This window comes from Faecalibacterium sp. I4-1-79 (assembly GCF_023347235.1).
GTDB classification, from domain to species: domain Bacteria; phylum Bacillota; class Clostridia; order Oscillospirales; family Ruminococcaceae; genus Faecalibacterium; species Faecalibacterium tardum.
On record NZ_CP094467.1, the window covers coordinates 1,650,388 to 1,669,412 of the forward strand.

26 protein-coding genes are annotated in these 19,025 nt (G+C 51.7%); all 26 read left to right on the plus strand.

Features of this window, described 5'->3' with window-relative positions; all coding sequences use genetic code 11:
* The first annotated feature begins 11 nt into the window (after positions 1 to 11).
* Entirely contained in the window at positions 12 to 227 is a 216-nt protein-coding gene (locus MTP36_RS08175; protein ID WP_249247387.1) for a hypothetical protein, read from the plus strand.
* Positions 227 to 610 carry a DUF4054 domain-containing protein gene (locus MTP36_RS08180; RefSeq protein ID WP_249247388.1) on the plus strand — a complete coding sequence of 128 codons (384 nt, stop codon included), beginning with the start codon at positions 227 to 229 and terminating at the stop codon, positions 608 to 610. The genes MTP36_RS08175 and MTP36_RS08180 overlap by 1 nt, the downstream gene beginning before the upstream one ends.
* Positions 611 to 622: 12 nt before the next feature.
* The gene (locus MTP36_RS08185; protein WP_249247391.1) at positions 623 to 1,153 is read left to right on the plus strand and encodes a hypothetical protein; all 531 of its coding nucleotides are present in this window, start codon (positions 623 to 625) and stop codon (positions 1,151 to 1,153) included.
* Positions 1,150 to 1,512 (plus strand): hypothetical protein, encoded by a 363-nt coding sequence (locus tag MTP36_RS08190; RefSeq protein WP_249247400.1) that lies wholly within the window; start codon positions 1,150 to 1,152, stop codon positions 1,510 to 1,512. The genes MTP36_RS08185 and MTP36_RS08190 overlap by 4 nt, the downstream gene beginning before the upstream one ends.
* A 22-nt stretch (positions 1,513 to 1,534) precedes the next feature.
* On the plus strand, positions 1,535 to 2,089 hold the full coding sequence (locus tag MTP36_RS08195) for a hypothetical protein (RefSeq protein ID WP_249247409.1): 555 nt from the start codon (positions 1,535 to 1,537) through the stop codon (positions 2,087 to 2,089).
* Between the two features lie 15 nt (positions 2,090 to 2,104).
* The gene (locus tag MTP36_RS08200) at positions 2,105 to 3,148 is read left to right on the plus strand and encodes a DUF3383 family protein (RefSeq protein WP_249247412.1); all 1,044 of its coding nucleotides are present in this window, start codon (positions 2,105 to 2,107) and stop codon (positions 3,146 to 3,148) included.
* Between the two features lie 17 nt (positions 3,149 to 3,165).
* Entirely contained in the window at positions 3,166 to 3,591 is a 426-nt protein-coding gene (locus MTP36_RS08205) for a phage structural protein (protein WP_249247422.1), read from the plus strand.
* A gap of 16 nt (positions 3,592 to 3,607) precedes the next feature.
* On the plus strand, positions 3,608 to 4,123 hold the full coding sequence (locus MTP36_RS08210; RefSeq protein WP_249247425.1) for a phage tail assembly chaperone: 516 nt from the start codon (positions 3,608 to 3,610) through the stop codon (positions 4,121 to 4,123).
* 17 nt (positions 4,124 to 4,140) lie between these two features.
* On the plus strand, positions 4,141 to 4,293 hold the full coding sequence (locus MTP36_RS08215; RefSeq protein WP_181573017.1) for a hypothetical protein: 153 nt from the start codon (positions 4,141 to 4,143) through the stop codon (positions 4,291 to 4,293).
* Positions 4,294 to 6,228: a tape measure protein gene (locus tag MTP36_RS08220; protein WP_249247427.1), complete on the plus strand. Its 1,935-nt coding sequence runs from the start codon at positions 4,294 to 4,296 to the stop codon at positions 6,226 to 6,228.
* 6 nt (positions 6,229 to 6,234) lie between these two features.
* The gene (locus tag MTP36_RS08225) at positions 6,235 to 6,798 is read left to right on the plus strand and encodes a phage baseplate protein (protein WP_249247430.1); all 564 of its coding nucleotides are present in this window, start codon (positions 6,235 to 6,237) and stop codon (positions 6,796 to 6,798) included.
* Positions 6,799 to 6,805: 7 nt separating this feature from the next.
* The gene (locus MTP36_RS08230) at positions 6,806 to 7,138 is read left to right on the plus strand and encodes a phage baseplate plug family protein (RefSeq protein WP_249247432.1); all 333 of its coding nucleotides are present in this window, start codon (positions 6,806 to 6,808) and stop codon (positions 7,136 to 7,138) included.
* Between the two features lie 3 nt (positions 7,139 to 7,141).
* Positions 7,142 to 8,038 (plus strand): hypothetical protein, encoded by an 897-nt coding sequence (locus tag MTP36_RS08235; protein ID WP_249247435.1) that lies wholly within the window; start codon positions 7,142 to 7,144, stop codon positions 8,036 to 8,038.
* A 1-nt stretch (position 8,039) separates the two neighbouring features.
* Positions 8,040 to 8,735: a Gp138 family membrane-puncturing spike protein gene (locus MTP36_RS08240; protein ID WP_249247445.1), complete on the plus strand. Its 696-nt coding sequence runs from the start codon at positions 8,040 to 8,042 to the stop codon at positions 8,733 to 8,735.
* Positions 8,735 to 9,115, plus strand: coding sequence for a hypothetical protein (locus tag MTP36_RS08245; RefSeq protein ID WP_249247447.1), 381 nt, complete (start codon positions 8,735 to 8,737; stop codon positions 9,113 to 9,115). Before MTP36_RS08240 ends, MTP36_RS08245 begins: the two co-directional genes overlap by 1 nt.
* The gene (locus tag MTP36_RS08250) at positions 9,090 to 10,604 is read left to right on the plus strand and encodes a hypothetical protein (RefSeq protein ID WP_249247450.1); all 1,515 of its coding nucleotides are present in this window, start codon (positions 9,090 to 9,092) and stop codon (positions 10,602 to 10,604) included. Before MTP36_RS08245 ends, MTP36_RS08250 begins: the two co-directional genes overlap by 26 nt.
* The gene (locus tag MTP36_RS08255; RefSeq protein WP_249247452.1) at positions 10,601 to 10,834 is read left to right on the plus strand and encodes a hypothetical protein; all 234 of its coding nucleotides are present in this window, start codon (positions 10,601 to 10,603) and stop codon (positions 10,832 to 10,834) included. Before MTP36_RS08250 ends, MTP36_RS08255 begins: the two co-directional genes overlap by 4 nt.
* Entirely contained in the window at positions 10,834 to 11,415 is a 582-nt protein-coding gene (locus tag MTP36_RS08260; RefSeq protein ID WP_249247454.1) for a DUF2612 domain-containing protein, read from the plus strand. The genes MTP36_RS08255 and MTP36_RS08260 overlap by 1 nt, the downstream gene beginning before the upstream one ends.
* A gap of 16 nt (positions 11,416 to 11,431) precedes the next feature.
* On the plus strand, positions 11,432 to 12,463 hold the full coding sequence (locus tag MTP36_RS08265; RefSeq protein WP_249247456.1) for a hypothetical protein: 1,032 nt from the start codon (positions 11,432 to 11,434) through the stop codon (positions 12,461 to 12,463).
* A 1,112-nt stretch (positions 12,464 to 13,575) separates the two neighbouring features.
* On the plus strand, positions 13,576 to 14,160 hold the full coding sequence (locus MTP36_RS08270; RefSeq protein WP_249247458.1) for a hypothetical protein: 585 nt from the start codon (positions 13,576 to 13,578) through the stop codon (positions 14,158 to 14,160).
* 14 nt (positions 14,161 to 14,174) lie between these two features.
* A complete protein-coding gene (locus MTP36_RS08275) occupies positions 14,175 to 14,477 on the plus strand; it encodes a hypothetical protein (RefSeq protein WP_249247466.1) in 303 nt (100 codons plus the stop codon).
* Between the two features lie 82 nt (positions 14,478 to 14,559).
* Positions 14,560 to 15,798 carry a radical SAM protein gene (locus MTP36_RS08280; protein WP_249254410.1) on the plus strand — a complete coding sequence of 413 codons (1,239 nt, stop codon included), beginning with the start codon at positions 14,560 to 14,562 and terminating at the stop codon, positions 15,796 to 15,798.
* Between the two features lie 11 nt (positions 15,799 to 15,809).
* On the plus strand, positions 15,810 to 16,397 hold the full coding sequence (locus tag MTP36_RS08285) for a hypothetical protein (RefSeq protein ID WP_249247469.1): 588 nt from the start codon (positions 15,810 to 15,812) through the stop codon (positions 16,395 to 16,397).
* Between the two features lie 77 nt (positions 16,398 to 16,474).
* Entirely contained in the window at positions 16,475 to 16,651 is a 177-nt protein-coding gene (locus MTP36_RS08290; protein ID WP_223452785.1) for a hypothetical protein, read from the plus strand.
* Between the two features lie 12 nt (positions 16,652 to 16,663).
* Complete coding sequence (locus tag MTP36_RS08295) at positions 16,664 to 16,927, plus strand: hypothetical protein (RefSeq protein ID WP_249247485.1); 264 nt, start codon at positions 16,664 to 16,666, stop codon at positions 16,925 to 16,927.
* Positions 16,928 to 16,942: 15 nt separating this feature from the next.
* Positions 16,943 to 18,670, plus strand: a complete 1,728-nt coding sequence (locus MTP36_RS08300; RefSeq protein WP_249247488.1) for a hypothetical protein — start codon at positions 16,943 to 16,945, stop codon at positions 18,668 to 18,670.
* The last annotated feature ends 355 nt before the right edge of the window (positions 18,671 to 19,025 follow it).

The following is a 19,025-nucleotide window of genomic DNA, read 5'->3' on the forward strand; positions in this document are numbered from 1 at the left end:
GGAGCAACACCATGAAGATCAAAAACATTTCTGTGAAGCCCATCTGTATCGGCGATGCATCCCTGCTGCCGGGCGATACTGCAGAAGTCGGTGACACCTTTGCTGACGCTGTTGGCTTTTACATCAGCATGGGACTGATGCAGGAAGTGCAGGAGAAGAAGACACGCGGTAAGGCCAAGGCTGGGCAGGAGCCCGATTCCGATGCTCCGGCAGAGGCTGAATCCTGATGGATGCACCTGATATCGCCGCCATTACCAAAATTGTAAAGATGGTGGGCACCGAGTTTAAAGCCATGCCGGATGAAGATATTTCGTTCTGGATTGGCCTGCAAGCACCGGTTATTTCGCAGAAAAAATTCGGAGCGGACTATAACCTGGCCGTGGCGCTTCTGGTGTGTCATGCTATGAAAATGGCAGGCAATGGCGACAGTTCTCTTGGAACCATTGCAAACACCGGGCGACTTGCCAGCGTATCTGAAGGTGGCGTAAGCATTTCCTTTGCTACCAGCACCGCCGGGACTACCGGGGATGCTGAGTACCAGCTTACTTCCTACGGCTTGCAGTTTATTTCGATTCGGAACCGGCACATCGTGCCTATCATGATTCGATAAGGAGACCGTCCCATGGCGGTAGTTGGAGACATCGGACTTGACCTGACACCAGAGGGCAGAGCGGCGATGGAGCGCCTGAACGAACTGGCCGATGTGACTATAGAGGTAGGGTATCAGGCAGGCCAAGAGGCGGCTGACGATGAAACATCACTGGCCGAGGTTGCCTACTGGAACCACTACGGAACCCTCCACAAAGACGGTTCTGTGATGATTCCAGCCCGTCCTTTTATGGACACCATCAAAAAGCACTCGGATGAACTGTCAGAGTTTTCGCAGCAGGCCCTGTCCTCATTGGAAACAGCTGATGCAGTTGCCGATGCGATAGGTTCGCAGGCAAAGTCCATGATTCAGGATGCAATCAAGGATGAGGAATGGGCACCCAATGCGCCCATTACCATCGAGGGCGGCTGGATGATGAATGAATATGGCAAGAAAGGCCCGGTGCCTGTGCATATTGAGGGCAAAAGTTCCACGAAGCCCCTGATTGATACGGGCACTTTGCGTCAGAACTGCCAGTACGTTATCACGAAAGGAAAGAAATGAACATCTTTAAGCAGATGTACACTGTGCGCCGCTATAAGGGCACCAGCTGGGACAGCGGCACGGCCGAAACAACTTACTCGGATATGCAGCTTCCGCTCGATGTACAGGCCAAAACGCGCCGCAATCAGGACGATGCTTCCGGTCGCTCTACGACCGGCGTTCTGACTGTGTATAGCGATGTCCAGCTTCTTCCTACGGAACCGGATAAACAGACAACGGGAGATCGTCTGCTTTACATGGGGCAGTGGTACGCCTGCAAATCGTCCATCTACTGGGGAAACACCATCCTGAAGCACTGGATATCGGAGTTTGAAGCCGTTGAGGGCGAGAAAGGGGAGAATGCCAATGACACCAGCTGAGTGCCGCGAGGCGGTTCGGCTCATGTTTGTGGAACTGTACCCCCATTGCACAGTGATTTACAGCTACCCCAATTCTGTGCGCCCGCCGCTCCCGTATGTCGTTCTGGATTTTGAACGCATCGACCAGGTTGGTTCATTTGAATGCATCGAGGATGGGATTCTTTGGCAGGAAAAATGCAAACGCATTCCGTTTTCTGCTGAACTGGTCACCGAGAGCAAGACAGAGCACGCCGCCGGGGTGAAAAAGGTTGGTTTGTCAACGGCTGTAGATGACCTTGAACAGGCTGCTCAGTTCTTTGATAGCCAATACGCGGGTGACAAAATGCGTGCCATGAACATCACGGTATGTGCAGACGGATCACCTGAAGCAATCCACAACAGCGCGCCCGGCGTAGAGAGGGCGCGCTGTTCCTTTTATGTGGACTTTGTGCAGAGTACGAAGGAGTACGCTGCTTTGGCTCCGGCTGACGGAGAATATTCGGAAGACCATGCCAGCGCGGCATCCAAAACGGTCGCGGACATGAAAGCCGGATGGTTTGATGAGGTTGAAGTCGAGAAGAAATTTGAAGATGAGTAAAGGAGTGAAAGCAACGTGAATATCGACAAAATCGTTGAGGTCAATATCCAGATTTCTGAGGCGATGTCCATCGATGGCGGCTACGATACCATTCTTATCATGGGCCCGCTGCCGAAAACGCCCGGTGGTCGTGTTACGCCTGATGTGGCGGGCTATGCCAGTCTGCAGGACCTCAAAGGGGCCGGCTTTACGTCTGATGATCCTGTGTACATCGCGGCCAGCAAGGTGTTTGGCCAGTCGCCGAAGCCGCCTGCAGTCATGATTGCGGTGCAGAAGTTGTCCAGCGGTTCCACCGAAAAGGTGGATGTGACCCTTGACCGGGCCATTGGTATGCCGGGCTGGTACTGCATCTGCCCGGCGGGCATCAAGGAGGACTTTTACCAGAGCATCGCGGACTGGACAGAAGCAAATGAAAAACTCTGCGTCTGCGAAACTACTGGTATTTCGTCCTCTCCGGTATCGGATGCTATGCTGCGCACCGCAGTGATTCATGCGACCGCAGAGAATGACTGTGTGAACTGCGCCTACGCTGCCCGGTTCCTTTCCTATGACCCGGGCAGTGAGCAGTGGTGCTTCAAGTCGCTTTCCATGGTGTCTGCGCAGGGTCTGTCAACTACGGATATTGCAAGCCTGGAAGCACGCAATATTTCGTACTATACGACCGTTGGCAGCAAGGCCATGGTGCAGGGCGGCAAGGTGAGCGGCGGCGAATGGATTGACACCATCCGCTTCCGTGACTGGCTGAAGACCGAGATTCAGTCCAAGGTGCTGAACCTGCTCCTAGGACTGCCCAAGGTGCCCTACACCGACCAGGGCATCGCGCTGGTACAGAATGCTGTTATTGATGCCCTGGAAGAGGGCGTGCGTGCTGGTGGCATTGTGCAGGATGCTTCCTCTGATGATGGAGAAGCATCCCGCGCCTATACCGTCACGGTGCCGCGTGCAGCCGACCTGGATGCCGCAACCCGCAAGAGCCGCCGCCTTACCGGTGTGACGTGGACTGCGCAGCTGGCGGGCGCACTGATCGCCGCAAAAATTGGCGGCACACTGAATTACTGAGAAAGGAGCACCGCTAAATGCGTGGAGATGTAACTGTCTATTCCCCGAAAAACGTTTTATGCACTATGGGCATTCATATCGCATCGGGCTTTACGGAAGATGGTTTTATCACCATCACTCCGCAGGGCGATGGTGTGACAGATGAAGCCGGCGCAGATGGCGAAGTGGTCATTTCGATTCCGGATGATCCTCGCTACGAAATCAAGCTGGTCCTGCAGTACGGTTCCAAAACAAACAACTGGCTGCTGAAGCAGTACAACAATAACAAACAGACCCCGGGCAACGGCCTTTTCAATATGCAGGTCAAGGATCTGGGCTCTAACCCGGACTTCACAGCGTCCAAGGCATGGGTTTCCAAGCCTGCCCCGTGCGCTTACGGTAAGACCGGCCAGAGTCAGGAGTGGACACTGCGGGCTGTTGGCAAGATGGAACCGAAGAACTGAAAGGAGAAAACCTGATATGAAAATGAAACGCATGGAGATGCGCGACATCACGGTTGGCGAATACCAGTTCAAGGTTCGTCCATTCGGTGCCAAGGATGCCACCTACATTTTTGGCGATGTTGCATCTATCATCCTGCCGATTCTGGGCACCGTGTCGGTTGCTAGCGACGATAAGGATGCTGTCAACATGGAAATGTTTGACGGGATGGACATGGACAAAGACTCGCTGGTCAAGGCGCTTGCCCGCATCAATGGCAACGCATTGAGCAAACTGGTGAGTGAGCTCCTGCTGGATCACAGCAACATCCGCATTTTGGATCCTGAGAAAAACACTTATGAGGTCATGGGCGAGGATGATTTTGATGAAATTTTCTGCCAGTACCTCGCCGGAATGCTCAATCTTTGTGCTGAGGTCATTCGCTTAAACTTCAGCGGTTTTTTCAAAGATGCGAGCACCCTCTTTGGAGGCCTTATCAAAGTGCGCCGGGCGGGCAGCTCGAACAGTACGGAGAGTTCGACAACGACAGAGTAACGAACCTTGAATGGATTATGTATACCCTGATTCGTGAGCGGGTGGCTTCGATGTACGAACTGACCTATGTTTATAATCTGGATGAAATGCTAAAACTCTACGACCTGATTATGATGCAGCGGGACATTGAGTACGCCAAAAGCCAAGAGGACAGAAGGGGGGATACATAAGTGGCGGCGAAGGAAACTGTAATCGGAAAGTTCGTCAATCAAATTCTGTTCAAGGTCGATAAAAGCTCTGTTGATGACGCAAAAAGCGCTATCAGCGAAGTAAAAGGCTTTGCAGCTAAAGCACTTGGCGCAATCGGCATCGGCTTTTCCTTTACTAAGCTTGCTAGTCTTGCAGAGGAATTTGGCAGTATCAACGATACCATCCGCGGGGCAACCCGCGAGATGGGAGACCAAGCGGATATCCAGCAGAAGATTCTGAAAGGGGCTCAGGATTGCCGTGAAGAATACGGGGTCATGGCCGGAGATGTGACAAAGCTGGTGCAGCTGAACAGTAAGCTGTTCCCAGTTGATGATGCTGTGAAGTTTGTTTCGCTTGTCGAAAAGCTGGAAAAAGGCTCCGGCAGAGAAGCAAATCTTGACAACACCATGAGTGTACTGCAAAAGGCTATATCTTCGGGCAAGCTGGACAAATCTGGCTTTTCCAACTTAAAAACGGCTGCCCCAGAGGTGGTGAAAGCCATTTCGTCTGCAATGGGAGTGTCCGAAAAGCAACTCCAAAATCTGGCAGAGAGCGGAAAACTTTCCGCAAAGCAACTGAAAGAAGCGTTCTTTGCGGCGGAAAGCGACATTCAAAAGAACTTTGATGAACTCGGTTTCGGCATCGGGGACGCTCTTACTTATGTCAGAAATCAGTGGGGGCTTTGGCTTGCAGGCGCAGATGACATGCTTGGCATTACAACCAGTATTGGCAAAACAATAAAAACCATAAGCGATTTCCTGATAGGAAAAGCACAACGGCTGACTTCGTGGCTGAAAAATATTGCCGAGAAACTTGGCGGCGTGGAACAGCTGCTGAAGCTGATCGTGATGGTCGCAACGGCTCTATTCCTTGCCACCAATGGAAGCAAGATTCTGTCTTTTTTGGCAGGCGCGGTGAAACTCCTGCAAGGATTTAATCTGCAAACTGCCCTTGCGGCCGCAAAATGGCTTTTGCTGTTCCTTGTGCTGGAAGATGTTTTCACCTTCCTGCAAGGCGGCGACAGCGTCTTTGGCCGGCTCCTGAGCGAAGCTGGTGTTGACGTTGATGCATTGCGAGAGAAAATCAGCGCATTCTTTGAGGGAGCAAAGCAATTTGGCCGAGATGCTCTTGATTCACTGGGTCAGTTCTGGGAGGAGCACAAAGGCACGATTCTAGTTGTCTTGCAAGCCCTGTGGCAAGGACTGGTTGACCTGACCGCAGACATCATCACGCTGGGCGGGCACCTGTTTGATCTTCTGGCTGGCTTGATTACAGGCTTTCAGACCGGTGATTGGACGCAATTCCTGACCGGCTGCAAGGAACTGTGGCAGGATTTTCTTGACATCCTGAATGGCCTGGGACGGGCTGCTTTTGGCGAAACCTGGGAACCGCTGAAAGAAAGCGCACAGGCAATCTGGGATTGGCTGAAGGGATTCTTTGACTGGTTCGGCGATAAAATCACCTGGGCCAAGAACCTGTGGAACGGCGTGAAGAATTTCTTTACCGGCGGAAACGACGATGGCTCCGATGATTCTGATGGAGGGGACGGTTCTGACAAGAACCCGTCTGGCTTTAGCGGTATGGGAGGCGGGAAGCCCTCTGGCGGCAGCGGCCGCACAAGCAGTGGAAATTCGCCGACAGGGGTGCAGACTTCTTCTGGGAGTACTGCTGCAAGCAGAAACGCCGCCAGCGCGTTTATTTCGGGAGGAAGGCCGGTGTCTACAACAACGGCATCACAGCGGCCGATTGCTCAAACCACGAACACCAAAAACATCACTGTAAAACAGGAAAACCGACAAAGCTACACGTTCCAAGTGTCTGATCGCAATGCCGCATCCAAACTGCAGTCTACCGTGAGTTCGCAGTCCTCGCAATCTACGAAAGATTTGGCGCATGCGCTTAATTACGGGAGGTGATGCCTGATGGAAGCGACACAGCCCGCTCGACTTGGAGATTTTGAGTTTGACGCTATCATCAAACGCCCGGAAACATTGTCCAGCAAGATCCCGGGCTATGCAACGGAAGAAGGATATAGCGCCAGTGACCACATCTGTCTGGAAGCGGTGACGCTTGATGTCACAGCTGTGATTTCTAACGCGCCGATTACATGGGCGGACCGGCACCCGGCATCATCGAGCCGGGTGCAAAGCGCAGTAGAAGAACTGCGTCAGCTGTGGGAAAAAAGAATGCCAATGACCTTTACGGCCGGAGGCGATAGCTATGAGAACGTCTGCATCGAAAGTGTGACGTTCCCCAAAGAGGAAAGCAACAGCGAGCGTATTGAACTGAAGTTGAAGCAGGTGTCTATCAATTCGACAGAAACTGCCAATATCAGCATAAAGTATGCTCGAGGGGGAACGTCTAAAAAGAATACTGGCGCGAGCCAGAAGAGCACCTCCACAGCAAAATCTTCCGATAGCGGAAAATCTTCTTCCCGCAGCAGCATTCTTTGTTCTGGGGCAAAAGCCATTGGATTGTTTAAGTGAGGTATAGATGATGGATTTGGAATACTATGAGATCTCTGTACCAGACCGAAACGATTCCATTATGCGCGTGAACCTTGACGAAGTATATTACAATCTTCGGCTAACATGGAACGCATACGGCGGTTTTTGGATGCTTAGCATCTACGATGCAGAAATGAATATTATCCTCGGCATGGCGAGGCTCGTGCCGGGGACAATTTGGAATTTCTACTATCAAACCCAAGGAGGCCCGCCGGGCGTCCTTGGCGTTGAAACGGAGCAGGAAACAATTGGCCGCAACGATTTTGTAGACGGAAAGGCGAAACTGCTATACCTTCCTGCAAGACAGCTTGGAGTGTGACAGATGGATATCTGGAATAGACAGTACCGAGTAAGAATTGGGAAAAATAATTCTGTCGGTCGTGAAATCGGAAAACCCAACGAAAAAACGAAGAGGGCTATCCGATGTTCCTTTTCCTGTGAAATTGGTGATAGTTCAAGTTCTAATACGGGGAAAATCACACTTTGGAATCTGGCAGATGAAACCTTGCGCCTTTTGGAGCAGGAAGATTGCCTGATTGAGCTGCGCGCTGGATATGGTGATGACCTGCCCGTTATTATGGGCGGTTCTTTGACGTGCTTTGAAACGGAAACAAACGGAGCGGACCGGCAGACCACAATTGAGTTTGTGGACAGCTTTACATCCGCACGAGATACAACGGTGAGCCTGAGTTATTCGGGCGTTGTGAACGGAGAAAAAATCGTCAGGGATGTTGCCCAGGAAATGGGATGTGAAGTCAAACTTTCCCCCAAGGCCAAAATGATCGACTTTAAGAATTTTGCTTTTGTTGGCACAGGAAAGACGCTTATCGGGCGGCTGTGCGACAGAAGCAAACTTCGCTGGAGTGTTCAGAATGGTATTATTCAGATATGCGCACTGGATGAACCGCTAACGATGGCGGCTTATGTCCTTTCGGCCGATTCCGGCATGATCGGTTCACCGAAGCCTTTCTTTGAATCCGCATCGACCAGCAGCAAATCTTCAACGAGTAAGAACGCGAGTTCCAATACGACCAAAAGAAAGGCCAAGAAAGGCATTGAGGTTACGTATTGCCTGAATGGCCATATTCAGATTGACGATTATGTGAAAGTAGAATCCCGAGAGGATAAGGGAAACTACCGGGCGTCAAAAATCAGGTTCATTGGCGATACGGAGGGCGACGATTGGCAATGCGTTGGGCAATTTGTGGAGGTGAAATAGCGTGGATCAGGACTTCCGCGATGCAGTCGTGAGCATCATCGACCAGTACATGAGGGATAATATCCACACCTCGGCACCTGCTAAGGTTGGTAACGTGTCCGAAAATTTCACTGCTGAACTAACGCCGGATTTGAAAGTGACGACCGATGATGATAGGGAAGTACCCTACCCTAAAATTTCGGGCACGGCTATCCTGATGCCTACCGGAGCAGGCGGCACAATCGGGTTTGCCTTTCCTGTGCATTCCGGGGATGGATGTGTGGCTATTTTTGGAGAGGGCGGCTCTGGAACGGATTTGAAGTGGGACTTATCCAACGCAACCTTGCTGCCGGGCTTGCCTGCATCGTCTAGCGAGCAGGTTAAGCGTGCCGGAAGTGAGGACGCAGCAGTTGTTTTTGCGCCGACCGCGACCATCACGGTCAAGAAAGACTGCATCGAACTGAAAAAGCAAGACACAACCATAACATTGAAAGACAGTTCCGTCTTTGTTCAAAGAGGCGGTTCTAACATCGAGGTGACGGATGGCAGTACCAAAATTACCACTCCGTTGCTTGATGTTACCGGCAATACGGAAATCAAAGGCAACATTCAGGTGCAAGGAAACGTGAACATTTCTGGCACGCTGGTACTTGGTGGCATCGTAATGAATACGCATACCCATGCTGGCGTACACGGAAAGACAGGAGGTCCGCAGTAATGGCATTGAAAGACCTTGCGCTTGCTGCTGATGGTGATTTATACATCAACGAAACCGGCGATTTTGAAATCATCGATGCCGTTCGGCAGGGTGTGCAAATTCGTCTGCGCTGGATCAAAGGAGAATGGGTGTTCAATACCGCTATGGGCACGCCTTACTTTGAAACAATCCTTGTGAAGGTTCCGAATCGAGCCTTGATCGAGAAGGCCCTGCGAGACCAAATCCTTGCCGTTGATGGCGTAACAGGGGTGGGCACCATCAACCTTATAAAGGATGCAAAAACCAGAACGCTCCGAGCGTCTTTTACCGCGACCACCACCGAAGGAGAAATAGAAAGCGAGGTGGAACTGTCCCATGTCGGACTACGGAGTGACGGATAAGGGCTTTCAAATGCGCCGACTGGATGAAATTTACACCGACATCTGCAAAAGGTTCAAGGATGAAGTCGGGGTTGACCCATCGGAAAATCCGCAAAGCGTGATGAATGTCCTCTTTACGATTTTTGCCGATGCCCCTGCGGAGCTCTGGGAAGCCTTTGCTGCTGCATACCAGCAGCTTTTCCCGAACACTGCACGAGGGGTAGCCTTGGACAACGTAATGCAGGTTGGCGGCGTAAGCCGTATCGGCCAAGCAAAGACCAAGTATTCCATCTCCTGCACAGGTCAGGAAGGAACGGTAATTCCTGTTGGCGCACTGATCCAGTCGAGCAACCGTCCGCAGAGAACATTCCAAGCGGCCAGTGCATCTACGATTTCCAGTTCTAACTGGCGGCGTCTCTCTATTCGGCCAATTGAGAGCATTTCAGGAGAGTTTACGTTCGATTTTGGCGTTTCCCGCAATGCGACCAGCGGAGAAGTTGGAACGTATGCAGAAAGTTCCGGCATCACCAAGAAAATGACGGTCACGTCATACAGTGATGCGTACTCCCAGATGCTTGCGGCCATGCAGGGCTTTGAAGCGCTTGCAAAATTCGGGATTTCGGTTTCGGACGAAGCTGATGAGCAGGGAGAACATTCTATCGTTCTTACGGCGGCAGGTGCATCCGATAGCTTTTCGGCATCGCTTTGCAAGTACATTACAGTGACCGAGGTAACAAGCAATATTATGTTTGAAAGCGCCGAATATGGAAGTTTTGTGCTTGCAGATGGCGTTATCACACAAATTGTCACTACGGTCGATGGCTGGACATCCTGCACAAACGAGATTCCGCCAATCAAAGGACGGCTCACGCAAACCGATGCCGAGGCCATATCCAGCTATACGAACCGCGTTGCGAGCCGCGGTACGGGCACCGTTGCAAGCATCGTGTCCCTTCTGTATAGCGATGTGGATGGCGTTACTTTTGCGGCCGGATACGAGAACTACAACGACACGGTGGATGCAGCAGGCAGACCACCGCACAGCATCGAAATTGTGGTGCAGGGCGGTAGCGATGAAGATGTGGCAAACATCATCTGGAAAAACAAGGCGGGCGGCATCCGAGCGTATGGGAGCCACTACGCCTATGCTACGGATGTCAATGGCAATCGGCAGTATCTGGAATTTACTCGAGTGAATGACGTTTATCTGCTGCTCTCTGTTACGGTTACGAGTTCTGGCGGGCTGGACGATGATTATGCGGCGAGAATCAAGTCCCTGCTGATGGAAGAAATTCTTTCAGCAGGCACAACAATTCGCCTGCAAACGTTCATCCGCCCCATCATGGAAAGCGTGTCCGGCGTTGATTATGTCGAAATCCGAGGCTTATTGAGCGAAAAACCGGACATTGAAGGAGTTGCCGATAATTCTATGCTGACAGGCATTGTCCCGGTTGAAATCAACCAACAGCCGGTTCTTAGCATGAGCGGCATCCGGGTGGTGAAAGCATGATTGACGCTTATAAGGAAATGTATGGCAAACTGCCGATGCAGTTTCAACTGGAGTCTTACGAAGAGAGCAAACTGGGGGACTATATTTGCGATACCGTAGATGATCTGAAGGATTTACCAGAAGATTGCGAAATGGGAAGCATTGCCAGAATTATAACCCCGCCTGCAATCTATCGAAAGAACTCAGCCGGGAAATGGATTTTGCAGTTTTCCAGCAAAGGGGTATCCTAATGGGCTACGAAGTTCTGAAAGAAACACCTCTCAGCGTTGAAAAAATGTCAAACCTTGATGGCATCATCTGGGCCGTTGCGCCGGAATATGAAAACGCCTCTCTGTTTCTGGGCGGTCTGGAAAATCTGAACAATTTTGATAGCTGCACAGGTGTTTGGCTTGACCGGCTTGGACAGCTGGTCTGCTTGACCCGCCAGCAGGCTGGAGCAATGATTGGAAGCCGAGAACTTGCGGATAATGACGATATTTATCGCGTCTGCCTGAAGTATAAGGCTTTTGTCAATTCCTGCCGCTGTACGCCGGATGAAATCATTGAAGCAACCAAAATCATCTTCGGAGCAACGCAGGTGGTTTATAGTGAACGCCGAGATGTTCCGGCGACAATCTTCCTTTCGATTTCGGCACCGTTTTCTGATATGGTCATGTCTATTTTGGGAACGCATGACCTTATTGTACGCCCGGCCGGAGTAAAAGTTCGCGTGGATTGCTCGACCGAGGACGCAGAAACCTTTGGATTTGTGGATCTCAATCCGCGAGTTGCAGGTTTCGGCGAGGGAATGTTTGCACAGTCCATCAATTAACTGGGGGTGATTTATTATGGCAGAAGGTCGTGCAGGAGCGCTTGAAGATTATGCAACTGCGGCGTTTTCTGTGTCTGGCGTGAAGCAAGACATTTCGTTGGAGGATTGGAAAGGCGGCTGGGCTTCTATTGTCGGCGGTTTGAACGGAAAGCCGACAAGCCAGCAGTTCAACATGGTTACATATATTTTGAGTGCCCTGCTGAATCAGGCCATTTCCGACCTGTCTACCGTTAAGGGAACGGCAAACAGCGCGTTGCCTAAGAGCGATTTTACGGCGAAACAGATTGTGGCCCTGCTGGCTGCATACGGGCTGATGGAAGGCTGTGATGCCGATACGGTTGATGGTAAACACGCGAATGCTTTTGCACCGTCTACGCATGAACATTCTGCAAGCCAGATTACAAGCGGGAACCTTCCGATTGAACGCGGTGGTACAGGTTCTGGCACCTCCGCTGATGCCTGCAAAAACCTTGGCGCAATGCGCAATGTGGGCGGCACGTTCACCGGAACGGTGTATTTTGCAAACGGCACGGTACATTATGTGACATCCGCAGGTGATGCACACTTTAAGTCTTTGTCGGTGTCAGGTGATATTTCCGCGCAGCGTGTCTACGATGCGGTCTACAACGACTATGCGGAGCTCATGCCGCGTGGCGAGCAGACCGAACCCGGTGATATTATCGCTCTGGATACTGGGAGCCAGATGGAACGGTATATCAAGGCCACGAACCTATCTAGCCGTATCGCAGGCATCCACACGGATGAGTACGCTATGCTCATTGGTGGAAATAAAGTGGTTGAAGGGCAGGATTTCCTTGAGGAAAACCTGCCCGATTTTATTCCGGTGTCCTTAGCAGGACGTGTTCACACGAAAGTGGTTGGACCTGTCCATACGGGCGATTACATCGTTCTGTCCAGCGCGCCCGGCGTTGGGCGCGCGGTCGGCTCGTGCGAATCGTACCCGGCGAACAAAATTGTGGGATACGCCTGTGAGGGTGATAACCGCACGGATCTGCGGCTTGTGAAGGTGAGAGTAGGTGGTGTGTGATGGCTCAAAGAAGCACAAAGGTTTACTCGGCCGACTACACAGAACTTAAAAAACAGCTGGACGCTGAACTTAATCGTCGCGGAAAAAGCGAAGGGACAGGACAGGGCCAGAGCGTTGGAAGCATGGCGGCTTATATCAGTTCTTTTTCTGTCGTCCCTGCGGCCGGTAGGCAAATTACCAATGAGCACATCCAGAAAATTACACAGCCTATCTCGGCGATTACCGGAAGCGCTATCACACCGGAAAACGGCTCCAAGGTCGCTGCAGATGTGCTCACCCGGGCGGCTGCACTGCTTAGCCAATTGAGCGCGATTTCTGAAACTGCAACATCCAGCGGCTGCGGCGGGGCTTGCTCGGGGCTCTGCACTACGGGTTGCTATTCAGCCTGTTCCAGCTGTACCGGCTCATGTACGGGAGGCTGTACCGGCTCGTGCACAAAAAGCTGTGCCAATGATTGCACCGGCTCATGCACCGGCTCTTGTGTGAGCACTTGCACAGGGACTTGCACGGGTTCCTGCACTAAGTCGTGCGCCAACGACTGTACCAGCACCTGTACAGGCACCTGTACTGGCAGCTGTACCGGCACCTGCACAGGAACCTGTACGAAGACGTGTGCCAATGACTGCGGGGGAAGTTGTGCTGGCGGTTGCACAGGTACATGCGCTGGAACGTGCGTAGGCACTTGTACTGGTAGTTGCACAGGAAGCTGTACAAAGACGTGTGCGGATAACTGCACTAACAATTGCAAGACATCCTGCAAGGGAGGATGTTCTGGTAGTTGTGATGGATGTTCAAGTACTTGTGAGGGAAGCTGTAGCGCAAATTGCGCAGACGACTGTGCAAGTAACTGTACCACGAACTGCAAAAGCTATTGCGCTAGTGACTGTCAGGAAACCTGCACGGGTTCAGGTTGCCTTTTGAACTGTGAATCGGGCTGTTCTAATAGTTGCAAGGGTTCATGCAATTCGCACTGCGGCGAGCGCTGTACGAGCAGTTGCGATACCAGTTGCGACGGTTGCTCTGGCTCCTGCAGTGGTAGCTGTAGTGGTAGCTGCAGCGGGAGTTGTGGAGGAAATTGTTCTGGAGGACTTTTGTGGTAATAGGAGAATGATATGGAAATGACTGTTCGTTATGCAAAAAATGCTGATGCTGATGTTGATGCATCATACCTCCGCAATCTGCCGCTTATCAAACTACTTCAGCAGGAACCGGTAAATACAGAGGACTGGGATGTGCTTCTTTCTGCAACACCCAATGGAGAAGACAAGCTGCTTTGGTGCCTTAGTTATGTTGGAGCCCTTTGCGCTCTTGATGCAACGGATTTTGATAACTGGTTTATCTACTGTTTGACTGTAATCGATTCGGCGCTGGAGGCTTGCAAAATTGAGAGCGCGTCCGAAGAGCGCAAAAATCTTCTGGCCCTTGGTTTGGCAGCACGGACGTTCAATTTTTCCGCAAATCCTGTCACTAAGCAGCTGAAATGTGGAGATACACTGCGGAGTGCCGGGGAATATGCCTGCTCTGAGGATGCAGATATCTTTGCGATGTGGTACGTTCTTCGTACTTTAACCGATTACCTTCGGCTGAACTTCAATGAAAATCTTCGGGCACTTACTTCTGCAATGGGAGCCATGAACAAAATTCGGGCCCGGTATACTCAGATCGTGGGGCGACTTCCCAAGATTGATGCTTGCTGAGAAAGGATGCCAACATGAAGATTATTGAACTGTCCCAAGTCGAAAGCGAGACTGTGGAACGGGCATTTTATGAGGTTGATTCATACGAAAAAATTATGGCAGTACTCAACCGCCAACTGAACGCCAAAGCAAACTCCGATACAAAGGAAATTATCATGCACTATGCGGAACTGTGCCGTATGGCCCACATGAAACTGCAGATGGCGCAGAACGCGGTACTGAAAAACCACATCGATTTGAGCAGTGAACCTTTCAACGGATACCAATTTGACTTTGGACGGAAGGAGGTGCAGTTGTTTGAAAAGCAAACGGTTTGAGGATTACGGAAACTCTGTCCAGAGACTGTACTGCCGTGATTTACCTGAAACGCGAAGTGCTTGTCGCAATGTTACATTTCAGGTGACCAGCGGGTGCAATCTCAGATGTTCGTATTGCTACGAGCATCACAAAGGAGCGGAGAGTATGACTCCCGAAACCGGCAAAAGAATCGTTGATTATCTGCTGGATCTGTATAAGCAGAACACCTCTGACTTCGTCAACCAAGACACAAAAGCCGTTGTTCTTGACTTTATCGGGGGAGAGCCTTTGCTGGAAGCCCCCTTGATTGAATGCATCTGCGATTACTGGTTTGAGCAATGCTGGAAACGCAGTATCCCTCTTGCGCCGTTTACCAGAATTTCGTTTGCCACAAACGGTCAGCTGTGGTTCAGTCCTGAAGCGCAGCACCTTTTTGAGAAATATCATGAAATGATGTCCGTTACCGTCAGCATTGACGGCGTGCAGGAGCTTCATGATATGTACCGACTTGATGAACATGGAAACGGAAGCTTCGCAAAGGCGTGGAAAGCGTTTCAGGACAGTAAAAAGTACGGCTGGAACGGTTCAACGAAAATGACTTTTGTTCCCGGTTCGTTCAAGTATATCGCAGATAGCATCATAATGATGCTGAATGAGGGATGCGACAGCATTGCCTGTAACTATGCTTATGAGCCTCTTTATAATCCGTCAGATGGCTATGTTTTGTACAGCCAATTGAAAATTGTGGCTAACTACATTGTGAACAATAGGCTGGATGTGCTGGTCACAATTTTTGACAGCCTCTTAGGGGGGAGAGCTAAAGACAATCACAACTTTTGTGGTGGCACGGGCTCTATGCTATCGTTTGCTCCTGATGGATCTGCGTACCCCTGCATTCGATACGCACCCATTAGTATTGGCGAGGAAAAGTCGAAGAAAGTTCGCTTCGGCAGCGTCTATGATGGTCTGTATACCACTGATTCCCAACGCAAGGCTAAAGCAGAACTCGATGCGATTACCCTCACCTCACAGTCTGAGCAGAAGTGTATTGACTGCCCTGTATCTGCCGGCTGTGGCTGGTGTTCCGGTTTGAACTATGAGATGTACGGCACAGCCAATAAACGCTTTACGGGCATCTGCTGGGCTCATAAAGCCCGCGTTCTTGCAAGCGCATACTATCACAACCGGCGGTACATCGAAATAGGGGATTGCCTTCCCATCAAGGCTGAACTGCCAAAAGATGATGCTCTCGAGATACTTCCCGCTGCCGACTATGAAGAGTTTCTTAAAATCGAAAGAGCAGCCCTTCTGAAATTCGCTGATGAAAATGGAATCGGCTGAAAGGAGAATGTATGGCGATTCTGATTGCGAGTACCCTGCTGGAAACCGAAACCGAGGCATGGTACTCATTCTATGTGGACACGATGGAAGATGTCAAAGGTCTGCCTACGAGCAAAAGCACGGGTTCATCGTACAAGGTCAAAAAATTTGCAAAGCCGGCCAGTCAGGCATACTGCATCGAAATGGCGGCGCAATACGTCCTGGACGGTAATGATGAATGGCGGTTGCTCTATGCAATCCGCGATGATGTGGCAGATGCAATTCTGAAAAATGTGGAAGAAATCAAGCAGATCGTTGCCAATACCAGCGCATCGGAACAGGCTGCGGCGCGGAGCGCATCTGCGGCAAATGCCAGCGCAATCGCGGCCAGCAAGTCCGAAAGAATCTCCACAGAAAATGCGTCTTCTGCGGCGGCAAGTGAGCGCGCATCGAGGGATAGTGCATTAGACGCAAGAGCTGCCGAAGGAAATACGCTGAACTACATGAACCGGACAGCGGACATTGCCAATCAGGTGGCAGGGTCGGCGGCATCTATCAATTTTGCATTCGGACCGGATGTCGATGGCCGTTTCTCCTTTTTTGTCCGCAGGAGCAGTTAAAATCACGGATTCCGTGATTTTCTAACAAAAATCAGATTTACAGATGTTGCATGGCTATAATCTGGAAAGGAGTTTCTATGTTCAAAGTTATGCAGCAGTATGGCACCGTAGCCCAGCCGGCCACGGTGTACTACTGCGACGATGAAGCAGACCTGCAGAATATCAAATCTGCACCGATGGGGGCGCAAGCACTGGTTATCCACACAGGCAATATCTATATCGCCGATTCTACCGGGAAGTTCTACCCGATGTAAGGATGGTGGCGTATGATTGATATTTTGACCTACGCAATCGCTCGCAGGAAATCAGCAGCAAAATTGGATGAACTGTATAGTCAGACAAAAGCTGTTGCGGATGCGGCGAAAGATAGTGCAGAGACCAGCAAGGCCGCTGCCGAGACATCGAAGGATCTGCTGAACAAGACGACAGCTGCGGCCCAGCAGGCTGCAGCAAGTGCTGCTGCTACAAACTATGCGCTTGGCCCGGACGAGAGTGGCCGACTGTCGTTTTTCATCAAGAAAAGCACCTAAAAGGGGGTATAAGAAATGGCTGACACATGGGAACTTATCAATCATCCTCTGACCGATGAAACCGGTCTGGTACTGGCCGCTCAGATGAAACGCCAAAATGACATTTTGGCAGGCATTGCTGCTGGTACTGCCGGTGCGGAATTCGTGGATGCAACATTCCGCGGTCTGCTGGATGGCAAAAATACCACAGAAATCTTCTGGAGCTGGTGGCCGCTGTCTGCCGGTGATGGCGTGACGAAGTATCAGCGTCTGGAACGCTTTGCGAAAATGCTCGCAGAGAGCGCTCGCAGCAAAACCTACACCGTTCGCTTCTACAGTGATGATGTGAGTGGTGATTACACCGGCACCCCGCTGGATGATCTGGCAGACGGGCGTGAAGCGGCTCCGCTTCTGACTGACACCAGCCCGGAAACCGCAGACTGGTCGGAAGAGGATCCTTTCACATGGTACATTCGCGCCAATGCGCTGTCCTTGGAAGATGGCACGATGAACGTGCTGGCAGTTGAGGGTGAAACCGGGTTTGATCTTTCCGGCGAAACCGCACCCGTTTACTGCTTCGCTCTGTCCTTGATGCTGAAGGAGTGGGAGGATGGCGCATACCTGTATAACTCTTTCCGCACCTTCGAGGGCGGCGGCTATGATCCTATGGCTGGCGATGTGGCCCCTGATAAGAGTCGCCGCTGGCTGACATGGCACCCGGCTTTCCTTGGCGGCAAAAATTCCAAGGGTGGAATGACCAGCGGTGCTGGACTGCCCCCGATGCCGTGGACAAGCGCCAACGCAGCTATCCCTATGGCTCGTAAGATTACCGCTTATGATGCCCTGTGGACTGACTGCGACCAGCAGTATGTTCTGGCCCAATGGCGGTTGCGCCATTGGACGCTGAGCAACAGCGGCAAGCTGGAGGGCTGCACTGTCTATAATTACCAGTACAGCCCTGCTGTGGCGGAAACTGGAGTAAAGCGAGTGCTCGTGACGAAAGCGCAGGGGGCAAATTTCCTCGTGGGCTCTGCTGTTTGCATGGGTGAGCGTGGCGAGAATACGGGAACGGACCGCAACACGGACTATAATCATAATATTTTCAACTGGGCCAAGATTTCCAGCATTACCAATGTGACCGTGAGCGAGACCGAGTATGTGGCTCTGAACCTTGAGTTGGATTCTCCTATCGACACTACGACCACGATGCTGGTATCTACTATGCCGTGGGAGTCCGGCACAACAGAGGGCGTGCAGGGGCATAGCGATGGATGTCGGGGTAATCTGACGAACGGAAAATATCCGTACCGTGTGGCCGGCATCGAGATGCAGATCGGCGCTTATACGGAACAGCTTGACCCTCTGTGGAAAGCCAGCATCGTGGACGATGACCACTGGCACTATGACGCGTTCTCCTGCAAGAGCGGTGAGAAGCAGGTTGGTTCTATCTCCTCGGACTATGCCCAGACCGGCTCCTTCGACCTGAACGACAAGGCGACTTGGTCGTGGCACTATATCCGTAAGCTGGGCAAGTTGGGTACGGAAGCCATGATGTATGAAAAGTTCAATGGCAGCGGTTCCACCTATGTACGGGCTGCGTTCGTTTCGCCCGGTTCGGCGGGTCTGTACGCCCCGTGGCGCGGTGGCGGCCTGGGTGACGGTGCTCCCTGCGGCCTGCCTTGCGCGTATGGCCACCTTTCCCCGGCGTCCTCGTGCTGGAACGGCGTGCCCCGGCTTGCTGGCTCGGGCAAAAAGAGAGGGTGAATATGTGCCGTAGGCACATAGAGGGGGTGTAACCCCCTAATCCCCGTTCACGTTTCCCAGCTTGCGCCGATGGTTTACCATCGGCGCAAGCCGATTATTTTATGGAGCAATGAAGCGGCGTGTGGCTGCGTTCATTTCGCCCGGTTCGGCGGGTCTGTACGCCCCGTGGCGCGGTGGCAACCTGAATGACGGTGCTAACTGCGGCCTGCCTTGCGCGAATGGCAACAATTCCCCGGCGAACTCGAGCTGGAACGGCGTGCCCCGGAATGCTGATGATAAATAGCCCTCAAAAGGGCATAAGCGTTTCATTGCGCCTGTGGCTTGACCACTAAGATCATGTTATACCGACACCATG

Bases quoted from the DNA above. Each gene is read 5' to 3' on its own strand.
- MTP36_RS08250 (WP_249247450.1), top strand. From the start codon at position 9,090: ATGTCGGACTACGGAGTGACGGATAAGGGCTTTCAAATGCGCCGACTG.
- MTP36_RS08260 (WP_249247454.1), top strand. From the start codon at position 10,834: ATGGGCTACGAAGTTCTGAAAGAAACACCTCTCAGCGTTGAAAAAATG.
- MTP36_RS08290 (WP_223452785.1), top strand. From the start codon at position 16,475: ATGTTCAAAGTTATGCAGCAGTATGGCACCGTAGCCCAGCCGGCCACG.
- MTP36_RS08205 (WP_249247422.1), top strand. From the start codon at position 3,166: ATGCGTGGAGATGTAACTGTCTATTCCCCGAAAAACGTTTTATGCACT.
- MTP36_RS08175 (WP_249247387.1), top strand. From the start codon at position 12: ATGAAGATCAAAAACATTTCTGTGAAGCCCATCTGTATCGGCGATGCA.
- MTP36_RS08255 (WP_249247452.1), top strand. From the start codon at position 10,601: ATGATTGACGCTTATAAGGAAATGTATGGCAAACTGCCGATGCAGTTT.
- MTP36_RS08185 (WP_249247391.1), top strand. From the start codon at position 623: ATGGCGGTAGTTGGAGACATCGGACTTGACCTGACACCAGAGGGCAGA.
- MTP36_RS08215 (WP_181573017.1), top strand. From the start codon at position 4,141: ATGTATACCCTGATTCGTGAGCGGGTGGCTTCGATGTACGAACTGACC.
- MTP36_RS08265 (WP_249247456.1), top strand. From the start codon at position 11,432: ATGGCAGAAGGTCGTGCAGGAGCGCTTGAAGATTATGCAACTGCGGCG.
- MTP36_RS08270 (WP_249247458.1), top strand. From the start codon at position 13,576: ATGGAAATGACTGTTCGTTATGCAAAAAATGCTGATGCTGATGTTGAT.
- MTP36_RS08230 (WP_249247432.1), top strand. From the start codon at position 6,806: ATGATGGATTTGGAATACTATGAGATCTCTGTACCAGACCGAAACGAT.
- MTP36_RS08180 (WP_249247388.1), top strand. From the start codon at position 227: ATGGATGCACCTGATATCGCCGCCATTACCAAAATTGTAAAGATGGTG.
- MTP36_RS08300 (WP_249247488.1), top strand. From the start codon at position 16,943: ATGGCTGACACATGGGAACTTATCAATCATCCTCTGACCGATGAAACC.
- MTP36_RS08245 (WP_249247447.1), top strand. From the start codon at position 8,735: ATGGCATTGAAAGACCTTGCGCTTGCTGCTGATGGTGATTTATACATC.
- MTP36_RS08295 (WP_249247485.1), top strand. From the start codon at position 16,664: ATGATTGATATTTTGACCTACGCAATCGCTCGCAGGAAATCAGCAGCA.
- MTP36_RS08275 (WP_249247466.1), top strand. From the start codon at position 14,175: ATGAAGATTATTGAACTGTCCCAAGTCGAAAGCGAGACTGTGGAACGG.
- MTP36_RS08210 (WP_249247425.1), top strand. From the start codon at position 3,608: ATGAAAATGAAACGCATGGAGATGCGCGACATCACGGTTGGCGAATAC.
- MTP36_RS08195 (WP_249247409.1), top strand. From the start codon at position 1,535: ATGTTTGTGGAACTGTACCCCCATTGCACAGTGATTTACAGCTACCCC.
- MTP36_RS08235 (WP_249247435.1), top strand. From the start codon at position 7,142: ATGGATATCTGGAATAGACAGTACCGAGTAAGAATTGGGAAAAATAAT.
- MTP36_RS08225 (WP_249247430.1), top strand. From the start codon at position 6,235: ATGGAAGCGACACAGCCCGCTCGACTTGGAGATTTTGAGTTTGACGCT.
- MTP36_RS08190 (WP_249247400.1), top strand. From the start codon at position 1,150: ATGAACATCTTTAAGCAGATGTACACTGTGCGCCGCTATAAGGGCACC.
- MTP36_RS08285 (WP_249247469.1), top strand. From the start codon at position 15,810: ATGGCGATTCTGATTGCGAGTACCCTGCTGGAAACCGAAACCGAGGCA.